This window comes from Brevibacillus sp., from assembly GCF_003521185.1.
Lineage (GTDB): Bacteria > Bacillota > Bacilli > Brevibacillales > Brevibacillaceae > Brevibacillus > Brevibacillus parabrevis.
Genome location: NZ_DOTK01000048.1, coordinates 37,910 through 55,752 on the forward strand (window position 1 = coordinate 37,910; position 17,843 = coordinate 55,752).

General features: G+C 51.4%; 6 protein-coding genes. 2 read left to right on the forward strand and 4 right to left on the reverse strand.

Features of this window, described 5'->3' with window-relative positions; all coding sequences use genetic code 11:
• Window positions 1-47 precede the first annotated feature (47 nt).
• The 3 genes from DEP07_RS15210 to DEP07_RS15220 form a co-directional block, all read right to left on the reverse strand.
• Window positions 48-10,814 (reverse strand): non-ribosomal peptide synthetase, encoded by a 10,767-nt coding sequence (locus DEP07_RS15210; protein ID WP_287102689.1) that lies wholly within the window; start codon window positions 10,812-10,814, stop codon window positions 48-50.
• Between the two features lie 94 nt (window positions 10,815-10,908).
• Entirely contained in the window at window positions 10,909-14,175 is a 3,267-nt protein-coding gene (locus tag DEP07_RS15215) for an amino acid adenylation domain-containing protein (RefSeq protein WP_287102690.1), read from the reverse strand.
• A 174-nt stretch (window positions 14,176-14,349) separates the two neighbouring features.
• Window positions 14,350-14,664 (reverse strand): hypothetical protein, encoded by a 315-nt coding sequence (locus tag DEP07_RS15220; RefSeq protein ID WP_287102691.1) that lies wholly within the window; start codon window positions 14,662-14,664, stop codon window positions 14,350-14,352.
• An 859-nt stretch (window positions 14,665-15,523) separates the two neighbouring features.
• On the opposite strand from DEP07_RS15220, the gene loaP reads away from it, so the two are divergent.
• Both loaP and DEP07_RS15230 read left to right on the forward strand, forming a co-directional pair.
• Window positions 15,524-16,138 carry an antiterminator LoaP gene (gene loaP, locus DEP07_RS15225; protein WP_173597330.1) on the forward strand — a complete coding sequence of 205 codons (615 nt, stop codon included), beginning with the start codon at window positions 15,524-15,526 and terminating at the stop codon, window positions 16,136-16,138.
• 62 nt (window positions 16,139-16,200) lie between these two features.
• The gene (locus DEP07_RS15230; RefSeq protein ID WP_173597329.1) at window positions 16,201-16,893 is read left to right on the forward strand and encodes a 4'-phosphopantetheinyl transferase family protein; all 693 of its coding nucleotides are present in this window, start codon (window positions 16,201-16,203) and stop codon (window positions 16,891-16,893) included.
• Between the two features lie 160 nt (window positions 16,894-17,053).
• Here the strand turns inward: DEP07_RS15230 and DEP07_RS15235 are convergent, their stop codons facing one another.
• Window positions 17,054-17,635 (reverse strand): GNAT family N-acetyltransferase, encoded by a 582-nt coding sequence (locus DEP07_RS15235; protein ID WP_122966488.1) that lies wholly within the window; start codon window positions 17,633-17,635, stop codon window positions 17,054-17,056.
• Window positions 17,636-17,843: the final 208 nt, after the last annotated feature.

Below are 17,843 nucleotides of genomic sequence, written 5' to 3' on the forward strand. Positions count from 1 at the left end.
GCGTGCCCCACTTTTATTGGAGGAAAATCAATTTTGTTGTCGCCGGGTCAAATCCATTCCAGGATGTTTTCCAGCTCCTCCATGGACAGCTCTTCATCCCCCAGGTCGCTCGGGGTGTACTCGCCTTCTTCTTTTGCCATGCAATGCTCGATGATGCCTAGCAAGTGCTTCCGGTAGCTGTCTGCCAGGCTGGCAATCGTTTTTTCCTCATATTGGAGACGGCTGTACCCCACGCTGATCCGCAGCTCGCCGTCCTCGATCATGGCGGAAATGTCCAGCAGGAACACTCGCTCCGATTCCGGGCTGAACAACTGCCCTGTTCCGAGCGGCGAGAATGTAAACCCGCCTGTTTTTCCGTCCGACTCGAATTGACCGAGATAGTTAAAGCTGATTTCCGGCCGCAGCGTAAAGGCTAATGGCGGCTGCAACTGGCTTGTCGTCAGCGTGCGCAAAATCTCGTAGCCGATCCCTTTTTTCGGAATCCGTCGCAAGTTTTCTTTGGTTTGCTTGATCTGGTACGGCAAGTCCTCGGCTTTTTCCATGTCGAGCACCACCGGATATTGCGAAGTGAACCAGCCAATCGTGCGCGTGACGTTCATTTCGTTCTGGATGTCTTCGCGCCCATGGCCTTCCAGATTGATGACGACGCCATTCGTATGTGCCCAGTCTTTTACGGCCAAGCCGAGCGCTGTCAGCAGCAGGTCGTTCATCTCTGTGTGATAGGCATGATGAACGTGACGCAAAAGGTTTTCTGTCTGCGGGACTGTCAACGCGAACGACAGTGTCCGCGTATGTTTTTGCTTGCGATCTGCCGTGACAAAATCTGTTGGCAGTGCCGCAGTCGTCGTTGTAGTCTCCAAGTTGTGCCAATATGCCACTTCCCGCAACAGCTCGTCGCTGTCCGCGTACTTTTGCAATTGAGCCGCCCAGTCTTTGAAGGAGTCCGTCTTTTTCGGCAAGACGATCTCCTGCTGATGGAGAGCCTGCGAGTAGGCTGAGGAAAAATCTTCGAACAAAATGCGCCAGGAGACGCCATCCACGACAAGATGGTGGATCGCGACCAGCAAATGATCCCCGTCTTTTGTGGCGAACAGAGCCACGTGAACGAGTGGGCCGTGCTCCAAATCGATGCTGCTCTGGATCTGATCAGACAGCTCCAGGATGCGAGCTTCGCTGTTCGCGTGATTTTTCAAGTCATAAGAGTAGAAACGGAAGCGCTCGTCGGTCAGCCCGCGGTTGATTTGCTTGATCGCCCCGTCCTCTTGCTTGTAGACCATGCGCAGCGCATCGTGATGCTCGACGATTTGCTGGAACGCTTGCCGCACGAGTCCCTCGTCAAAGCCGTCCTCGCGAAACAGCATGACAGCCTGATTCCAATGGTGACGATCCGTGAAGTTGTTCGCGAAGAACCATTTCTGGATCGGTGTCAAGGCAATCTCGCCTTCTACGACACCCTGCTCGCTCTCTCGGCTGTTCGGGATGACGCGCAGAGCAGCTTCTTCAATCGTCGGGTACTGGAACAGTTCTTTCATCGCAAGCGTCCAGCCTGACGCATTCAGGCGGGTGGATACCTGGATCGCTTTAATCGAATCGCCGCCCAATTCAAAGAAGTTGTCTTGCGTCCCGACTTGCTTGATCCCCAGTACATCTGCCCAGATGCCAGCCAGCAACTGTTCCAGCTCGGTTTGCGGCGCTGCATATTGCTCAGTCCGGTTCTCCTCCTGGTTCGGCTTCGGCAGCGCTTTTCGGTCAATCTTGTCATTCGGTGTCAGCGGCATCTTTTCCAACTGGATAAAGAAGGCGGGAACCATGTAGTTCGGCAACTCGTTTTCCATATAGGCTCGAAGTTGCGCAGGCGTGGCTTCTCCCTCCGCTACGTAGTAGGCGCACAAGTAAGCTTGGCCGCGGTCGTCCTCATGTGTGATGGCAGCTGCCTCTTTGACCGTGTCATACCGCAGCAGCACGCTTTCCACTTCGCCGAGTTCCACACGATGTCCGCGAATTTTCACTTGGTGATCGATTCTGCCCAGATACTCGATAGTTCCATCTGGCAGCCATCTTGCCAGGTCGCCTGTCCGGTACATCTTTGTTCCTGGCACAAACGGGTTGTCGACGAACTTCTCGGCGGTCAGCTCTGGACGATTCCAATAGCCTCTCGCCAGCGACAAGCCGCTGATGCACAGTTCTCCCATCTGCCCCGGCGCTTTCAACTGCAACTGGTCATCCACGATGTACAGCTTGGTGTTCTGAATCGGTTTGCCAATCGTGATCGTTTCGACTGGCTCATCCGGTTTGGCTTTCCACAGTGTCGCGCAAACGGTGCTCTCTGTTGGGCCGTATCCATTGACATAGGTGACTTTTTCTTTCCATTTATCCACCAATGCAACGGAGGAAGCCGATCCGGCTGTAATCAGGGTGCGTAACGACGGCACCTGCTCCGGCTCCAGATAAATCGCGTACGTCGGCGGCAAAGTGAGGAAGGTGATCGCGTTATCGCGAACGTATTCGGCGAATCGTTGAAAATCGTTGATGACGTCTCGGGACAAGACGTACAAGGTCGCTCCCGACAGCAACGGGCCAAACATATCCCACACCGATGCGTCAAACGAGATGCTGGCAAAATGCCCTGCCCGATCTTGCGGCGTGACGCCTAGATGATGGGCAAATACCGCTTGCAGATTCGCTACCCCTTTGTGCTCCAGCATGACGCCTTTTGGCTTGCCCGTCGTACCGGACGTGTAAATGATATAAGCCAAATCAGACGGTGTGTTTGCGCACGGCAGGTTGTCTGTCTGTGTTGCGTAGCTTCCAGGGTCATCCACATCAACGACTTCGGACTGACTGCTCACTTTGTGCAGCAAGTGCGCATGGGTCACCACCAGTTTTGCCTGGCTGTCCTCCAGCATGTAGCGGATTCGCTCTTCCGGATAATCAGGATCGACGGGCAAAAAGGCGCCGCCCGCTTTTAACGTGGCAAGCGTGGCAATGACCATCTCGGCGGAACGCTCTACCAGCAAAGCGACGATCTGCGCTGGCCCGACTCCTTTTTCCCGCAAAACGGCTGCGAGCTGGTTCGCTCTTTCATTCAGCTCCCGGAACGACATGCGCTTTTCTTCGAATACGAGCGCCGTGTGCTCAGGCATTTTTTCCGCCAGCTCTTCAAAAAGTTGCTGGATTGTTTGATCTGCCCGGTATTCTCTGTGCGTATCGTTGAACGCCACCAGCAGCATTTGCTTTTCTGCTGCTGTCAGCATCTCGATCTCTTGCAATTCATTTTCCGGATTGGCCGTGACCGCTCGCAAAATTTGCAAGAAGTGGTGCGCCATTCGTTCTACCGTTTGTTGCTTGAACAGCTTGGTGCAGTATTCCAGGCGCAAGAACAGGTCGGTTTCCCGCTCGGTCAGATGGAACGACAAGTCGAATTTCGCCACGTCAAGCGCGCTGTCCGATTCATAAGGGCGATAGACGAGCTGATCCAGCGTTTTTGCGTGCAACTCATCGTTTTGCAGGATGAACATGGTGTCAAACAGCGGATTGCGCCCCGGATCGCGCGGAATGCCCAGCTTTTCCACAAGGCTTTCAAACGGGTAGTCCTGGTGGTCGAAAGCATCGAGCGCGTTTTGCTTGACCTCCTGCAAAAACTGCTTGAATGTCTTCTCGGCGGTCGGTTTGTTGCGGATCGCCAGCGTATGGACGAACATGCCGACGACAGGCGCAAGCTCGGCGCGTGACCTGCCGGAGATCGGCGTTCCCACGATGATGTCGTCTTGCCCAGCGTATTTTGCGAGCAGCACGTTGTAGGCGGCCAGCAAAACCATAAACAGCGTCGTATTCGTATGCGCAGCCAACTCGTGCAAAGCACTGAGCAGCTCTTGGTCCATGGACAGGGTGACTTGCCCCCCTGCAAAACTTTTCACGGCTGGGCGCGGAAAATCTGTCGGCACATCGACAGCGGTGATATTTCCAGCGAACGTGCTCAGCCAATACGCTTCCTGCTGCTTGAAGGCATCCGACTCATGCAAGGCTTTTTGCCAGACAGCAAAATCTTTGTACTGGATGCGCATTTCCGGCAGTTCTCTTCCCTGGTACAATTCAGCCAGTTCATCGAACAGGATCGTGATCGATGCGGCATCGGCAGCAATATGGTGCATGTCGTACAGGAGCAGGTGACGCTCATCCGCGAGTTTCACCAGGCTCATGCGGAGCAATGGCGGCACAGAAAGATCAAACGGACGGACGAACGCGTGGAAAAGGTCATCGATCTGCTGCTCTTCTGCCGTCACATACTCCATGTTCACGGCCACGCGGTCATGAATTTTTTGCACCAGCTCGTCTCCGACCATCTCAAAAGACGTCCGCAAAATATCGTGACGATCTACCAACGCTTGCAGCGCATTCGCCAATTGCTCGCGATCGAGCTTGCCTTCCAGCATGATGATGCCCGGTGTGTTGTAGCTGATTCCGGCACCTTCAAGCTGATGGAGCAAGTACATCCGCTGCTGAGCAGAAGATACCGGATAATACGCTTGCGGCTCTGCCGGTTGAATGGCGGCGCCGGCTGCCTGTTCGCTATGTTCGATCAAGCGGGCCAAGTCCCGGATGGTTGGCGCTGCAAAAAACTGCTTCAGCAAAAGGTCGATTTGAAACTCGCGATGCACTTGCGCCACAACCGTCATCGCTTTCAAGGAATGACCGCCCAGCTCAAAAAAGTGATCCAACACCCCGACGCCGGAAATCCCCAGCGCATTCTCCCAAATGGCGACCAGCTTCGCCTCCACTTCTGTAGCGGGTGCGACATAAGCTGCTCCTGTTGCAGGCTTTCCTTCCGGCTTGGGCAGTGCCTTGCGGTCGACCTTGCCGTTTGGCGTGAGCGGGAAAGCGTCCAGTTGAATCAGGTAGGTCGGCACCATGTAGGCCGGAAGCTCTCGCAACAGATGCGCGCGAAGCTCGGATTCCTCTATCGCCGTTTTTCCCGTGACATACGCAGCCAGATAGGAATCGCCGCGATCGTCCTGATAAGCGACGACGATAGCTTCATTCGTCTGATCGTAAGCGAGCAAAACCGCTTCAATCTCCCCGACCTCAATCCGGTATCCTCTCACCTTGATTTGGTCATCGACGCGGCCTATAAAATCAATCGTGCCGTCGTGGAGCCATCTGCCCAGATCGCCTGTTTTGTACATGCGCTCTCCCGGAACAGCTGGATTGGCCACGAATTTCTCCGCAGTAAGCTCCGGCTTTTTCCAATAGCCCCGCGCCAAGCCGTGACCGCCGATGCAGATTTCCCCTACCACCCCGACAGGCAGCAGTTGATGGTGCTGGTCTACGATGTAAATGGCGGTGTTGGCAATCGGCCGCCCGATGGTGATCGGCTGATCTGGCTGTGTATCTCGCAGGTAGGTGGCCATGACGCTGCTCTCCGTCGGGCCGTATGCATTCATCACGCTCATCTGCGGATGCATCGCTTTGCACAGCTGAACAAGCTTCGGCGACAGCTTTTCGCCCCCGAGCATGACTGCCTGGATGGAGCGGATGTCTGCCGGAGTGCTGCACTCCAATATCGCCTGGAACATACTGGGCACGAAAACGACGTAGCTGCATTCCCAAGCGGCAATCAGGTTGCGTAGCGCGATCGGATCTTTGGCTTCGTGATCCGGCATCAGGACGACCGTGGAGCCTGATACAATCAACGTAAAGAAAGTAAGGGCAAAGGCATCGAAGGCAAAAGATAGCGACAGCGTTCCACTGTCCCGGACAGAAAGGGCAAACTCGTCCCTGTTCCACGTCACACTGTTGACGATTCCCCGATGCTCTACCATGACGCCTTTTGGCCTGCCTGTCGTACCGGATGTGTAGATGATGTAAGCGAGATCAGCAGCGGTATGGATCGGCTCGATGTTTTCCGTCTGAGGCGAGTAGCTGCCCTCCTCATCCAGATACAGGCATTCCACGTTTGCGGTCATCTTTTCGGCGAGCTGCTGCTGGGTCAGCACCAGACGGGCTTCGCAATCTTCCAGCATGTAAGCAATCCGCTCATTCGGATAATCCGGATCGATCGGCACATACGCCCCGCCCGCTTTGAGAATAGCGATAATTCCGATCGCCATTTCCAACGATCTTTGCGCCATGATCCCTACGCTTTGCTCAGCCTGCACGCCTTTTGCCCGCAAAGTGTGCGCGAGCTGGTTGGCCCGCTCGTTCAGTTCGCGGTACGTCAGTCGTTTGTCACCGAAGACGACGGCGGTTTGCTCAGGAGTTTTCTGTGCCTGATCTTCAAACAGCTGCGACAGCGTGCTCTCCGCTGGATACAGGGCGGCCGTGTCGTTGAAGTGAACGAGCAGCTCCTGCTTCTCATGCGCAGTCAGCATCTCGATTTGCGCCAGCTCCTGCTCCGTGTTTGCGCTGACTGCCTGCAAAATTTGCAAGTAATGAAGCGACATGCGCTCGATCGTCTCGCGTGCGAACAGCTTGGTGCAAAATTCGAAGCAGAAGGAAAGTCCCGCCTGGTTTTCGCTTGCTTCCAGCGACAGATCGAACTTGGCGACTTCCCCCTCTGGCACATAAGGCGTCACGGTCAGTCCATCCAGCTCGATCAGGTCGGCATCCATGTTTTGCAAAATGAACAAGGTGTCGAACAGCGGGTTTCGGCTCCGGTTTCGCTGGATCGCCAACTTTTCGACAAGCTCTTCAAACGGATATTGCCCGTGTTCAAAAGCGGCCAGCGTGTTGTCTTTTACCTCCAGCAAAAATTGCCGGAACGTTTTGGTCGGCGCAGACTGATTGCGCATCGCCAGCGTGTTGACGAACATCCCCGTCATGCTCTCCGTATCCGGGTGCACCCTGCCGGCAGTCACGGTGCCGATCATCACGTCATCCTGCCCGGAGTATTTGGAAAGCAGCACATGATAGGCTGCGAGAAGCACCATGTACAAGGTCGTGCCTGTCTTTTGGGCTACGTCCTGCAAACTTTCCAACAACTGTTTTTCTGTGCGGAACAAATAACGTTCGCCCTCAAAGCTTTGAACAGCTGGCCGCGGGTAATCCATCGGCAGGTTCAAAACCGGGATTTCGCCCGCAAATCGATCGAGCCAATATTTTTCCTGTTTTTGGTAATCGGTCGTTTGTGTCCACGCTTTTTCCCAAACGGCGAAGTCTTTATAGTGAATGCGCTGCTCTGGCAAAGCTTTGTTTTGATACAAACGGGAAAAGTCATTCAGGATGAGCTGAGAAGAGACTCCGTCCGAAATGATATGGTGCATGTCGATGATCAGGACGTGACGGTTCTCTGCGAGCTTCACCAAGCCAACCCGGCATAGCGGAGCTGTTACCAGATCAAACGGCTGCATGAACCCCAAAATGACCTCGTTCACTTGCTCTTCCGCCGTTTCCAAGTAAACAATCGGCAAGTGGCCTTGCTCATGGATGCGGGAAACTGGCTCCCCGTTGATCGTATGAAACGACGTGCGCAACGACTCATGGCGAGCCACCAGGTTGGAAATGGCGTGCTCCAGCCGAGCTTTATCCAGCGTTCCTTCGAGGATCATCGCGACAGGCAGGTTGTAAACCGTGCTGTGCGGATCGAGCTGGTTTAAGATGAGCATGCGTTTTTGCGCAGACGATACGGGATAATACGCTTGCGGCTCGGCCTGGGGAATGGCGAGATACGCGCTTTCCTCCCCGCCTTCCACATACGCTGCCAGCGCTTGAATCGTCGGTTGCTCAAACAGGACGCGCAGCGGGACATCCGCCTGGCATTCCTTTTGGATGCGGGAAATGAGCTGAATCGCTTTTAACGAATGGCCGCCCAGCGTGAAAAAATGATCCTGAATGCCGATCGGCGACACGCCAAGAATTTGCTCCCAAATCGCGACCAGCTTTTGTTCCAGCTCAGTCGTCGGGGCGACGTAATCCGCTTTCGTCTTGGCACTTCCTTCCGGCTTCGGCAAAGCTCGCCTGTCTGTTTTTCCGTTCGGCGTGACTGGAATCCGCTCCAGCGTCACGAAAAAGGAAGGGATCATATACTCCGGCAACGCTTGCGCCAAGTATGCCCGCATCTCTTCGTCGCTGAGCGCTTTTTGCAGGACGACATAGGCGCACAAAAACTTGCCGCCTGTCTCGTCTGCTCGGTCGATAACCACCGCTTCCTTGATGGCGGGATGGTTGAGCAGGCGCGATTCGATCTCTCCCAGCTCGATGCGATGGCCCCTGATTTTTACCTGATGGTCGATTCGGCCCAAAAATTCGAGCTGGCCATCCGGCAACCAACGCGCCAGATCACCCGTTCGGTACATTCTTTCGCCTGGCTGATACGGATTGTCGAGAAACTTCTCCGCGGTCAGCTCCGGCTGGTGCAAATACCCTCTTCCTACGTTTGCGCCGGAAATGTACAACTCCCCGACGATCCCCTCCGGCTTCAATTGCAGCCCTTCATCCAAAATGTAAATGCCTGTGTTGCTGATCGGCTTTCCGATGGGCGGCAGCTCTGGTATCGCCTGTCCCGGGTCCATCGTGCATGTCGTCACCACATGCGTCTCCGACGGGCCGTAGTGATTGTGCAAAAATACGCGATGCTGGCGCAGATACTTTTGCAGCTCGTGTGTGACGACGAGTTGTTCCCCGGCCGTGATGATATGTTTGACACAACGCGGGAAGCTTTGCGCGTAGTCTTGTTCGTTAAAAATAAATTTCAGGAAGGACACCGGGAGAGACAAAATGCTGATCTGCTTTTCCTGGATGAAAGCAAACAGCTTTTCCACATGCCGTCTCAGCTCGTTCGTGATCAGGTAGAGCTGGCCCCCGGATAGCAGCGTGGAGAAAATTTCCTGGTAGCAAACATCAAAGCTGCACGTGGTATACTGCAACACTTTTTCATGAAAAGCGATGTTCGTCTGATCAAACGTAAAATGCATCAGGTTCGCCATGTTGCGATGCTCCAGCATGACGCCTTTCGGTTGCCCTGTCGTTCCGGACGTATAGATGATGTAAAACAAGTCATGCGGCTGATTGAGCGATTCGATAGGGGCGCGGCTCTCTTCCCCGATCACCGCTGTGTTGATGTCAATTGTTTCTGTAGGCGTGGTCACTTTTGCCCGCAAATGATTTTGCGTCACGACCAATGGAACTCTGCTATGCGTCAGCATGTAAGCGATTCGTTCGGCAGGCAACTCCGGGTCGATCGGCACAAATGCGCCGCCTGCCTTCAAGACGCCGAGGATTCCGACGATCATGTCCAGCGAGCGATCCAGCAGCGTGCCGACAAGACTGCCCGTGCCAATGCCTTTTTTGCGCAAAAAGCGGGCGAGCTGATTGGATTTTTCATCCAGCTCCCGATACGTCAGGTGCTGATCCGCGAAGACTACCGCCACTTGCTCAGGCGTTTTTTCTGCCTGCCGCGAAAACAGCTCGTGCATGGTTGCGGCAGGATAGTCAGCCGCTGTTTCCGTACGCTTTGCCAACAGCTGGCTAGTTTCTGCTTCTGTCAGCAACGGAATCTGGCAAAGCTCGACTCCCGAATTGTTTGCCACGCAATCCGCGATCTGTTGGAGGTGCCCCGCCAGTTTTTGCACGACCTGTTCGTCAAACAGAGCCGCATTGTAGTCAAAACGGAAGGCAAGCTCTTCTTTTGGCATCACCATGACAGTCAAGTCGTAATTGGTCGGCTCGAACATTTCCACAGCAGTAATCGTGAAGCCGATCTGCTGGTTCAATGCTTTTTTCTGCAAAGCCTCTACCAGCGGGTAATTTTCGATGACCAGCAGGTGGTCAATCAGCTCCTGCTTCAAGACGGACTGAGTTTGAATGTCGTACAAAGGCACGTGCTCATACGGCTGTGATTGCAAAGTTCTTTTGTGCACAGCTTGCAACAGCTCGGAAAACGTTTGACCAGCTTTCGCTTGCACCCGGAATGGAATCGTATTGATAAACAAGCCAACCATTTTGTCGATTCCGACGATGTCTGTAGGGCGTCCGGATACAACAGAGCCGAACAGCACATCATGGGCCGCATTGTATTTTTGCAGGAGAACTCCCCAGATCGTTTGAATCACCGTCGATAGCGTCACTTGATTTTGACTGGCGATGGTCCCGAGCTGCTTGGTCAAGGTGCGGTTCAGCGAAAAGCGGTATTGGGTTGGTTGAAATGCTTTGGCGAAGGCAGCTTCCTTCTTCGGCAAGGTAGTCTTTTGTTCATAGGCTTCCAGATAGTCGCTCCAATAGTTGAGAGCGGCCTGTTTATTTTGTTTTTCCAGCCAGTTGATAAAGCGACTGTATGGCTGTACGGGCTCCAGGGAGAGTGCCGTCTTGTTTTGCAAGGACAAGTAGATGGCAAGCAAGTCATCAAAAATAATGCTGAAGCACCAGCCGTCCATGAGGATGTGATGAAAGCTCCAGATGACCTGGTAGTCGTGCTGGGACATTTGGAAAAGGGCGACCCGCATCAACGGGTCTTTTGCCAGATGAAACGTCCGCTCCTGATCCGCCCTTTTGTATTGCGTATAGCGAAGTTGTTTCTCGGACTCGTCGCAGGCAGACAAGTCGTAAAATTCGATCGGAATAGGCCGTTGCTTCAAGACAACTTGCAAAGGCTGCTTCAGCTTTTCATAGAGAAACAACGTGCGGAATACATCGTATCTCTCTACCAGCACATGCAGGCTATCCGTAAATAGCCCAACGTCAAGATCGCCCTGCAACGAAATCGACATCTGTACCAGATGCGAGTTGTGCTCTTGATCGAGCAAGGCGTGAAACAGCATCCCCTCTTGCATCGGGGTCAACGCATACATATCCTGAACTTGTTCTTTGCTAAATACACTCATTACGGCACCTCGGATATATCTTTATTTGTTATAAATGTATAAAAATGGGAATGAAAGCACGCAGTTGCCCCTGAAAATGGTGGCCAACATCTGTTTAGCGCAGTGTATTTGCAAGCAATTCGAAGATATCGTCCATTTCTTCCATTTGGAGACCTTTGACGCTGAAATCGCTGGGCGTTCGCTCTACTTCTTTTTTCTCGGTGCAATGCGCGATGATGGCAAGCAGATGCTTTTGATAACTTTGGCTCAATTGCTGGATGGACTCTTCCCGATACTGCTCCGAGCTGTAAGAGAATGTGAGGACGAGCTCTCCGCCTTCAATCAATCCGGTTATATTCAAAGCGGTGTACACCTCTGACTCAGGACTCAGATTGTTTTTGCCATCTGCGCCTAACGTGTTGCCGCCGCTGTAGGGTGAGCGGGTAAACAGTTCCGTTCTCATGTCCGCATCAAACTGTCCCAAGTAGTTGAACGTCACTTCCGGCTGCACGCGGAAGGATAAGGAACCGCGATTTTCTGGAAGTGTCACATGCTTCAAGATGTCGTAACCGATCCCTTTACGAGGAATCTTCCGCATATTCTCTTTGGTGAGCTTGATATAGTCGGACAAGGGAGCGGTTTGCTTCAAGTCGAGCAATACCGGATATTGCGACGTAAACCATCCGACCGTTCTGGCCACGTTTGCCTGTTCGATGATGTCCTCGCGCCCGTGCCCCTCCAAATGAATGACGATTTGCGCAAGCTTGCTCCACTCCGCAAAAGCCAAGCCGAGCGCCGCCAACAACAGATCGTTGATTTCCGTTTGATAGGCCTGATTGGCGTGCTTCAACAACTGCTCGGTCTCTTCCGGGTGCAGCCGTATCCGCATGTTTCGCACGCTCTTTTGTTTGCAGTCGGTCACTTCATAGTCTTTCGGCAGGGACACATTTTTTGCTTGCGATTCGAGACTCTCCCAGTACGGAATCTCGCTCAGCAAATCCGCCTCGTTCGCATATTCTTGCAACCATTGTGACCAGCTTTGAAAAGAATCCGTTTTTTCGGGCAGACTGATCGCTTGCCCTGCAAGTGCCTGCGCGTATCCGGTTGCCAAATCTTCAAACAAAATGCGCCAGGAAATGCCATCCACGACCAAATGATGAATTGCGAGAAACAAATGATCGCCATGTAACGTCTGAAATAAGGCAACCTTCACCAGAGGTCCTTCCTGCAAATTCATGCTGCTGTGCAGACGTTGCGTCTCTGCTTCGATCGCCTGCTGGACGTCTGGTTGCGCGGTCAGATTATAAGAGAAGAAATCGTATAATTGTCCACCCAAGCCGCGGTTGTGCTGAACGACATTTCCGTTTTCGTGCTGATAGACCATGCGGAGCGCGTCGTGGTGTTCGATGATTTTGTCCATGACACTTTGGATGACTTTAGGATCAAAGCCTTCCGGGCGATAGAGCACAGACGATTGGTTCCAATGGCCTGTATTCGTAAAGTTTTTCCCGAAAAACCACTTCTGAATGGGTGTAAGCGGTACGTTTCCAGCGATGATGCCCTGATCGCTTTTTCTCGTCGTGCTCTTGACAAAAAGAGCAACCTGCTCGATCGTCGGGTAATTCAGCAAGTCTTTCGTCTCTAGCTTCAATTGATAGGAATGCAGACGAGCCACGACCTGGATCGCTTGGATCGAATCTCCGCCGAGCGAGTAAAAATTATCGCGAATCCCGATCTTTTCAATTCCCAAAACGTTTTGCCAGATGGAGACGAGAATCGATTCTGTCTCGGTTCTCGGAGGATGGTAGGCAGCCTGGCTTTGGTTTGCCGTAAGATCAGGCTCGGGCAACGCTTTGCGGTCGATCTTGTCATTTGGCGTAAGCGGCATTTTGTCCAGCTTGACGAAATAAGATGGCAGCATGTAAGCCGGAAGCTTCTGGGCGGCGTAGTCTCTGAGCTGCGCAGGAGTTGCTTCTTGTTGCGAAATATAATAGGCGCACAAATACTGTCCCGCGTGTTGATCCTCTCTGGCAATGACCACGGCCTCTGTGATGTGTTCATGTGCCAACAAAACAGACTCGATTTCGCCAAGCTCGATGCGATGACCTCTGATTTTCACCTGATGGTCGATTCTGCCGAGAAACTCGATCGTTCCATCCGTCAGCCATTTGGCCAAGTCACCTGTGCGGTACATTTTTTCGCCTGGTACGAACGGATTGTCTACGAATTTTTCTGCGGTCAAGTCGGGCCGATTCCAATAGCCTCTTGCCAAGCCGACTCCGCCGATGCACAATTCGCCTTCGCTGCCAGTCGGCAGTAGCTGCAAGTCTTCATTGACGATATAAATATGTGTATTTTGAATCGGTTTGCCGATCGGAACCGATTGCACGGAGAGCTGATTGGACGGGGCTTCCCAGATCGTCGCGCAAATGCTCGTTTCCGTCGGGCCGTATGCATTTATGTACCTGAGTTTGTCTTTCCATTTGTTTACCAAGGGTGCGGAGGAAGCTGATCCTGCCGTAATCATGATGCGTAGCGAGGTGATGCGCTCTGGGGTGAGGTGAGTCAAATAAGTCGGCGGCAGTGTGATGATGGTCAATTCATTTTCACTCAAATAGTGTTCAAATGCAGCGAAATCATGGATCGTCTGTTTGGAAAGGATGTACAGGCTGGCGCCAGACAGCAAAGCCATGAACATTTCCCAAACGGATGCGTCGAACGACATGCTGGCAAAAAGCCCGATCCTGTCTTGCTCGGTGACGCCAAACGAATTTTGGAAAAAGGATTGCAAATTGGCGATGCCTTTATGTTCAAGCATGGTGCCTTTTGGCTTGCCTGTCGTGCCTGAGGTGTAAATGACATAGGCAAGATCCGTAGGCTTGCTGGGCTGGTGCAGATTGGCAGTCTCGCGAGCGTCCAACTGTTCTTCGTCGAGTACAACTACCTCTCCGCTGTACCCGACGTCATGCACGAGCTGGCTGACGCTTTTTTGGGTAAGCACGATTTTCGTTTGACTATCCTGCAAAATATATTGGATGCGATCGCGGGGATATTCGATGTCGATGGGCACATAGGCTCCGCCTGCTTTAAGAACGGCCAGAATCGCGATGACATTTTCGATGGACTTCTCCATCATCACACCGACGATGCTGTCTGTTTGCACCCCTTTTTCGAGCAAGGCTCTTGCCAGTTGATTGGCTTTCCTGTTCAACTCCTGATACGAAAGCCGCCTGTTTTCAAAAACGATGGCAACGCGGTCTGGAAAAGCCTCTGCTTGTTCCTCGAACAATTGATGGATCGACTTGCCCTGTGCATATGGAACTAGCGCATGCTGCTCCAGTTCCCGCTTGTTGTCGATGAGATTGGCCTGATTTGCTAACATATGTCCCCTCCGATAATGGAATTACTTCTGCTTATCATGAAGTGTGACGAAATGGTTGCCAACAAGAGACAGGCAAGGTCAACGTTCCATTCCCAATTTCCCATTTTCCATCATTTGGGTAATTTTAACAACAAGAAAATTTCCTGTTTCTGGGAAATTCCCTTCATACTAAAGTCATATTTTGCTCATGCTGTAGCGGAAAATGGGTGCTGGTATTCCCGCCTGCCGGATACGGCCCTGCTTACCGCCTGCGAACGAAGGAAAACTGATTTGCATGAAAACAATCACAGGAAGTTCCCCGATCGGCTGACAGGCTGAAAGCACTAGGTTACTGACGCTGAAACTCATTATAGCAGAGAAAAATTGGAAGTCGATTAAAAAATAGGGATATTTTGCAAAAAATTCAACAAGTTTTTTTACAACCTTTTTACGTAAATCCAAGTTTTGCTTGGCAAACCTGCTCCCGCTTGCGTAATCAATAAGCGGCACACGTGTTTTTCCCTTTGGTGAAGCCAGTGATTGGCTCGTTTCGGCGCTGCAACATTTTTCCTTTTCAACTTGTCTATAAAAAAGGAAAGCGTAGCGGCTATATTTTGACGATAAATATTTTCATAACATTAAAATTTTTATATGTTCACAAGCCATATAATGCTTTATACTGGGAAAACAGGAATTTTCTTCTACGGAAAAACGAGAGGCTGTTTTCCTGTGTGCTGCCTATCTGGATCAGCAGCTATTGTCCTGATCAGTCCGCAGACTTTCGTAAAAAGGCATGTGATAAAAAGGCACAATTCCTACCCCCTCTTTTTTGACGTACGCAGCTTTTTAGAGAAAAGGTTTGAACCATGCTGGCTGCCAGCGAAATTTGGTTCAAGGAAAATCCACCAGCAGTTTGGCATGTACTTTGCGATCCACCAGCTGTCTATACATATTCGTCAGTATTTGCTCTCTTTCGTTCCCTGCTCACCTACAGAAGCTCTACATTCAGCCTATGGAAAATGCAAGCCCGAATAGTGACCAGAACGACTACTGTTTCTGGATGACCTTGACGATGAGTAAACTTTTCGTTACCATTATTTGTAAAATAAAATAATATTATGTAAATAACTACTTATATCGCACATTATTGCGCATGGCTGATGTTGCTTCCATTTGCAGACCGAAAATCCGGTTCATGTATGCGAAGCGAGACATAAGGTTTCCCAATGGTTGTTACAGGAAAAGAGCTTCAACGAGCCGAGTCAGGAACCAACTAGAGAGCGACGAGTTTAATGAAGGCTGAGGATTTCTGAGCTGCTGCACCTGCCAATGATCTTAGAAACGTTATGAAAAGGAGTCTTGCATTTTTATGAACTGGTATGCGTTTTATGTGAAAACGGGTTATGAACATTCTGTGAAAAATTGGTTGAATAAATCTTTTGACAAAGAAACACTGTATTCCATGGTTCCACAACGTATCGTTCCCGAGAAGAAAAACGGCGAGATTATGCGGGTTGAAAAGGATTTGTTTCCAGGCTACATTTTTGTAAAAACGGACATGAATTTCTCGAAGTATTACTTTATTAGAAGTCACTCCAAAATTATTCGGATGTTGAACTATCTGAATAAAATCGACCTGATGTACGACAGATCGACTTCTCCCCGGAAAAGCCGCGATCCGGTGGAAAACAGGGAAGAGGCGCTCTGTTTCAAAAAGATTCCCGAGGAAGAAATCACGATCATTCTCAGGCTGCTGAATCACGATGAGCAGATTGATTTTTCCCAGGTCTACACGCAAGATTCCAAGGTATATGTGGAGTCTGGCCCACTCAAAGGGATGGAAGGAATTGTGAAAAAAGTGGACAAGCACAAACGGCGGGTAAAAGTGCTCGTGTCGCTCATGGGCGATGAGCGGATGATCGACCTTGGCATTGAGCTGATCGAGCCAATGGTGTCATCAGGCCATGCCCACACCCGCACATGAGCTAGACTGCACGCGCGTCCTTTTACAGAAAGTGTGTTTGCATACAGAGTTGGAGGTTCAGCATGATGCCCATATACGCAGTCTCTATTGCCGATTTTTCAGATGATTACATTCCTCACCTGCTGTCCTTTGTTGCCGAAGACAAAAAACAGCGGCTCGGTGCTTTCTTCCGCCGCGAAGATCGCGTCCGCGGACTGCTGGCCGATCTGCTGATTAGAAAAATTGCCGCCGAAACGTTCGCCGTTTCTGCGAAAAGCATTTCGTTTGGCACGAACGCCTATGGAAAACCATCCCTGCAAGGGCCGTGGAACCGCTTGCACTACAACCTTTCCCATTCGGGCGACTGGGTGGTCTGTATCACCGGTGACTGTACCGTAGGAATCGATATTGAAAAAAAGCATCAGATTGACTTGCAAATTGCCAGGCAGTTTTTTGCGCCAGAGGAATACGAGTATATCGAGGAGGAACCGGACAGCGAACGAAGACAAGCACGTTTTTTTGCGGTCTGGACGGCGAAAGAAAGCTACATCAAAGCGATCGGCAAAGGGCTTTCGCTTCCGCTGAACAGCTTCTCCACTGTCAGCCAGGGAACTGTCGAGGGCGCGCGCGTATTTGAACAAGCGAGGTGGCACTTCAAGACGTACTTTCTGGATGACGAATACACCTTGACTGCTTGTGCGCAAAACGATTCGTTTTGTGAAACCGTGGAAATCGTGCCGATGGATACGCTCGTTTCGTATTTTCTCAGCCGTTGATTGACAGCGTGGCAACAAAAAAGGTTTCATCCCCTCTTCGCTGCCGGGGATGAAACCTTTTTTTGTGAATAACGTCTCGACTTTTTTGAAATGGGATGTGACCGCTTGCGGCCGACAAAACAGCTCAATTCAGCGGATAACTGCTCGTTGCACGATCTGTCTACCTCGTTTGCAGGCTTTGGTAGTCTTCCCGCAGCAAGCCGTATATTTCTAAATCGACAATTCCTTTGCCTGACCAGAGCGCTGCCTGTCTGAGCGTTCCTTCCATGAGGAAGCCATTATTGCGCAACACCTTTTTGGACGCTTCATTTGGCGGCATGACTTCTGCCTGGATTCTGTTCACGTTGACTTCTTCCATCAGGAAGCGCACAACCATTTTGACCGCTTCCGAGGCAATCCCTTTTCCCCAGTGCGCTTCCGCCAAAAAGTAACCGATCGTTGCCATGTTTACGCGTTGATTCAACTCGAAGGCTTCGATAATGCCGACTAATGTATCGCTCTGCTGAACGGGGAAAATCCCCCATTTCACTCTCGATTTTTTCAGGTAATCTCTTTTAAAATGGCCGATCATGGTCAGAACGGTATCCTTTTTGTGCTTGGGAATGATGCCGCAATACTCAAAGACGCTATCGTTGCTGTAAATTTCAAACACTTCTTCCAGGTGACAATCTTCAATCTCTCGCAGTATCAAATGGTCCGATTTCAACACCGGAAACTCCTGAAATAGAGCGCTACTATTCATTCTCCAGTTCCTTTCCTGTCCGAGTTTGCTTTTTCCGCTCAGCTCAGCCTAGCCTATCTGGATGAGCTGTCGTTGCTTTTGGTTGTTATGGTATATTATGCCAAAAACAGGCGGGAAAAGCGACTTGTTTATCAGACGTGGTTGGCTAAAGCACGCCCTCGTATCTGTTTCAGATTAGCGTGGATGATCGAGTAGGAGGGGGCGACTA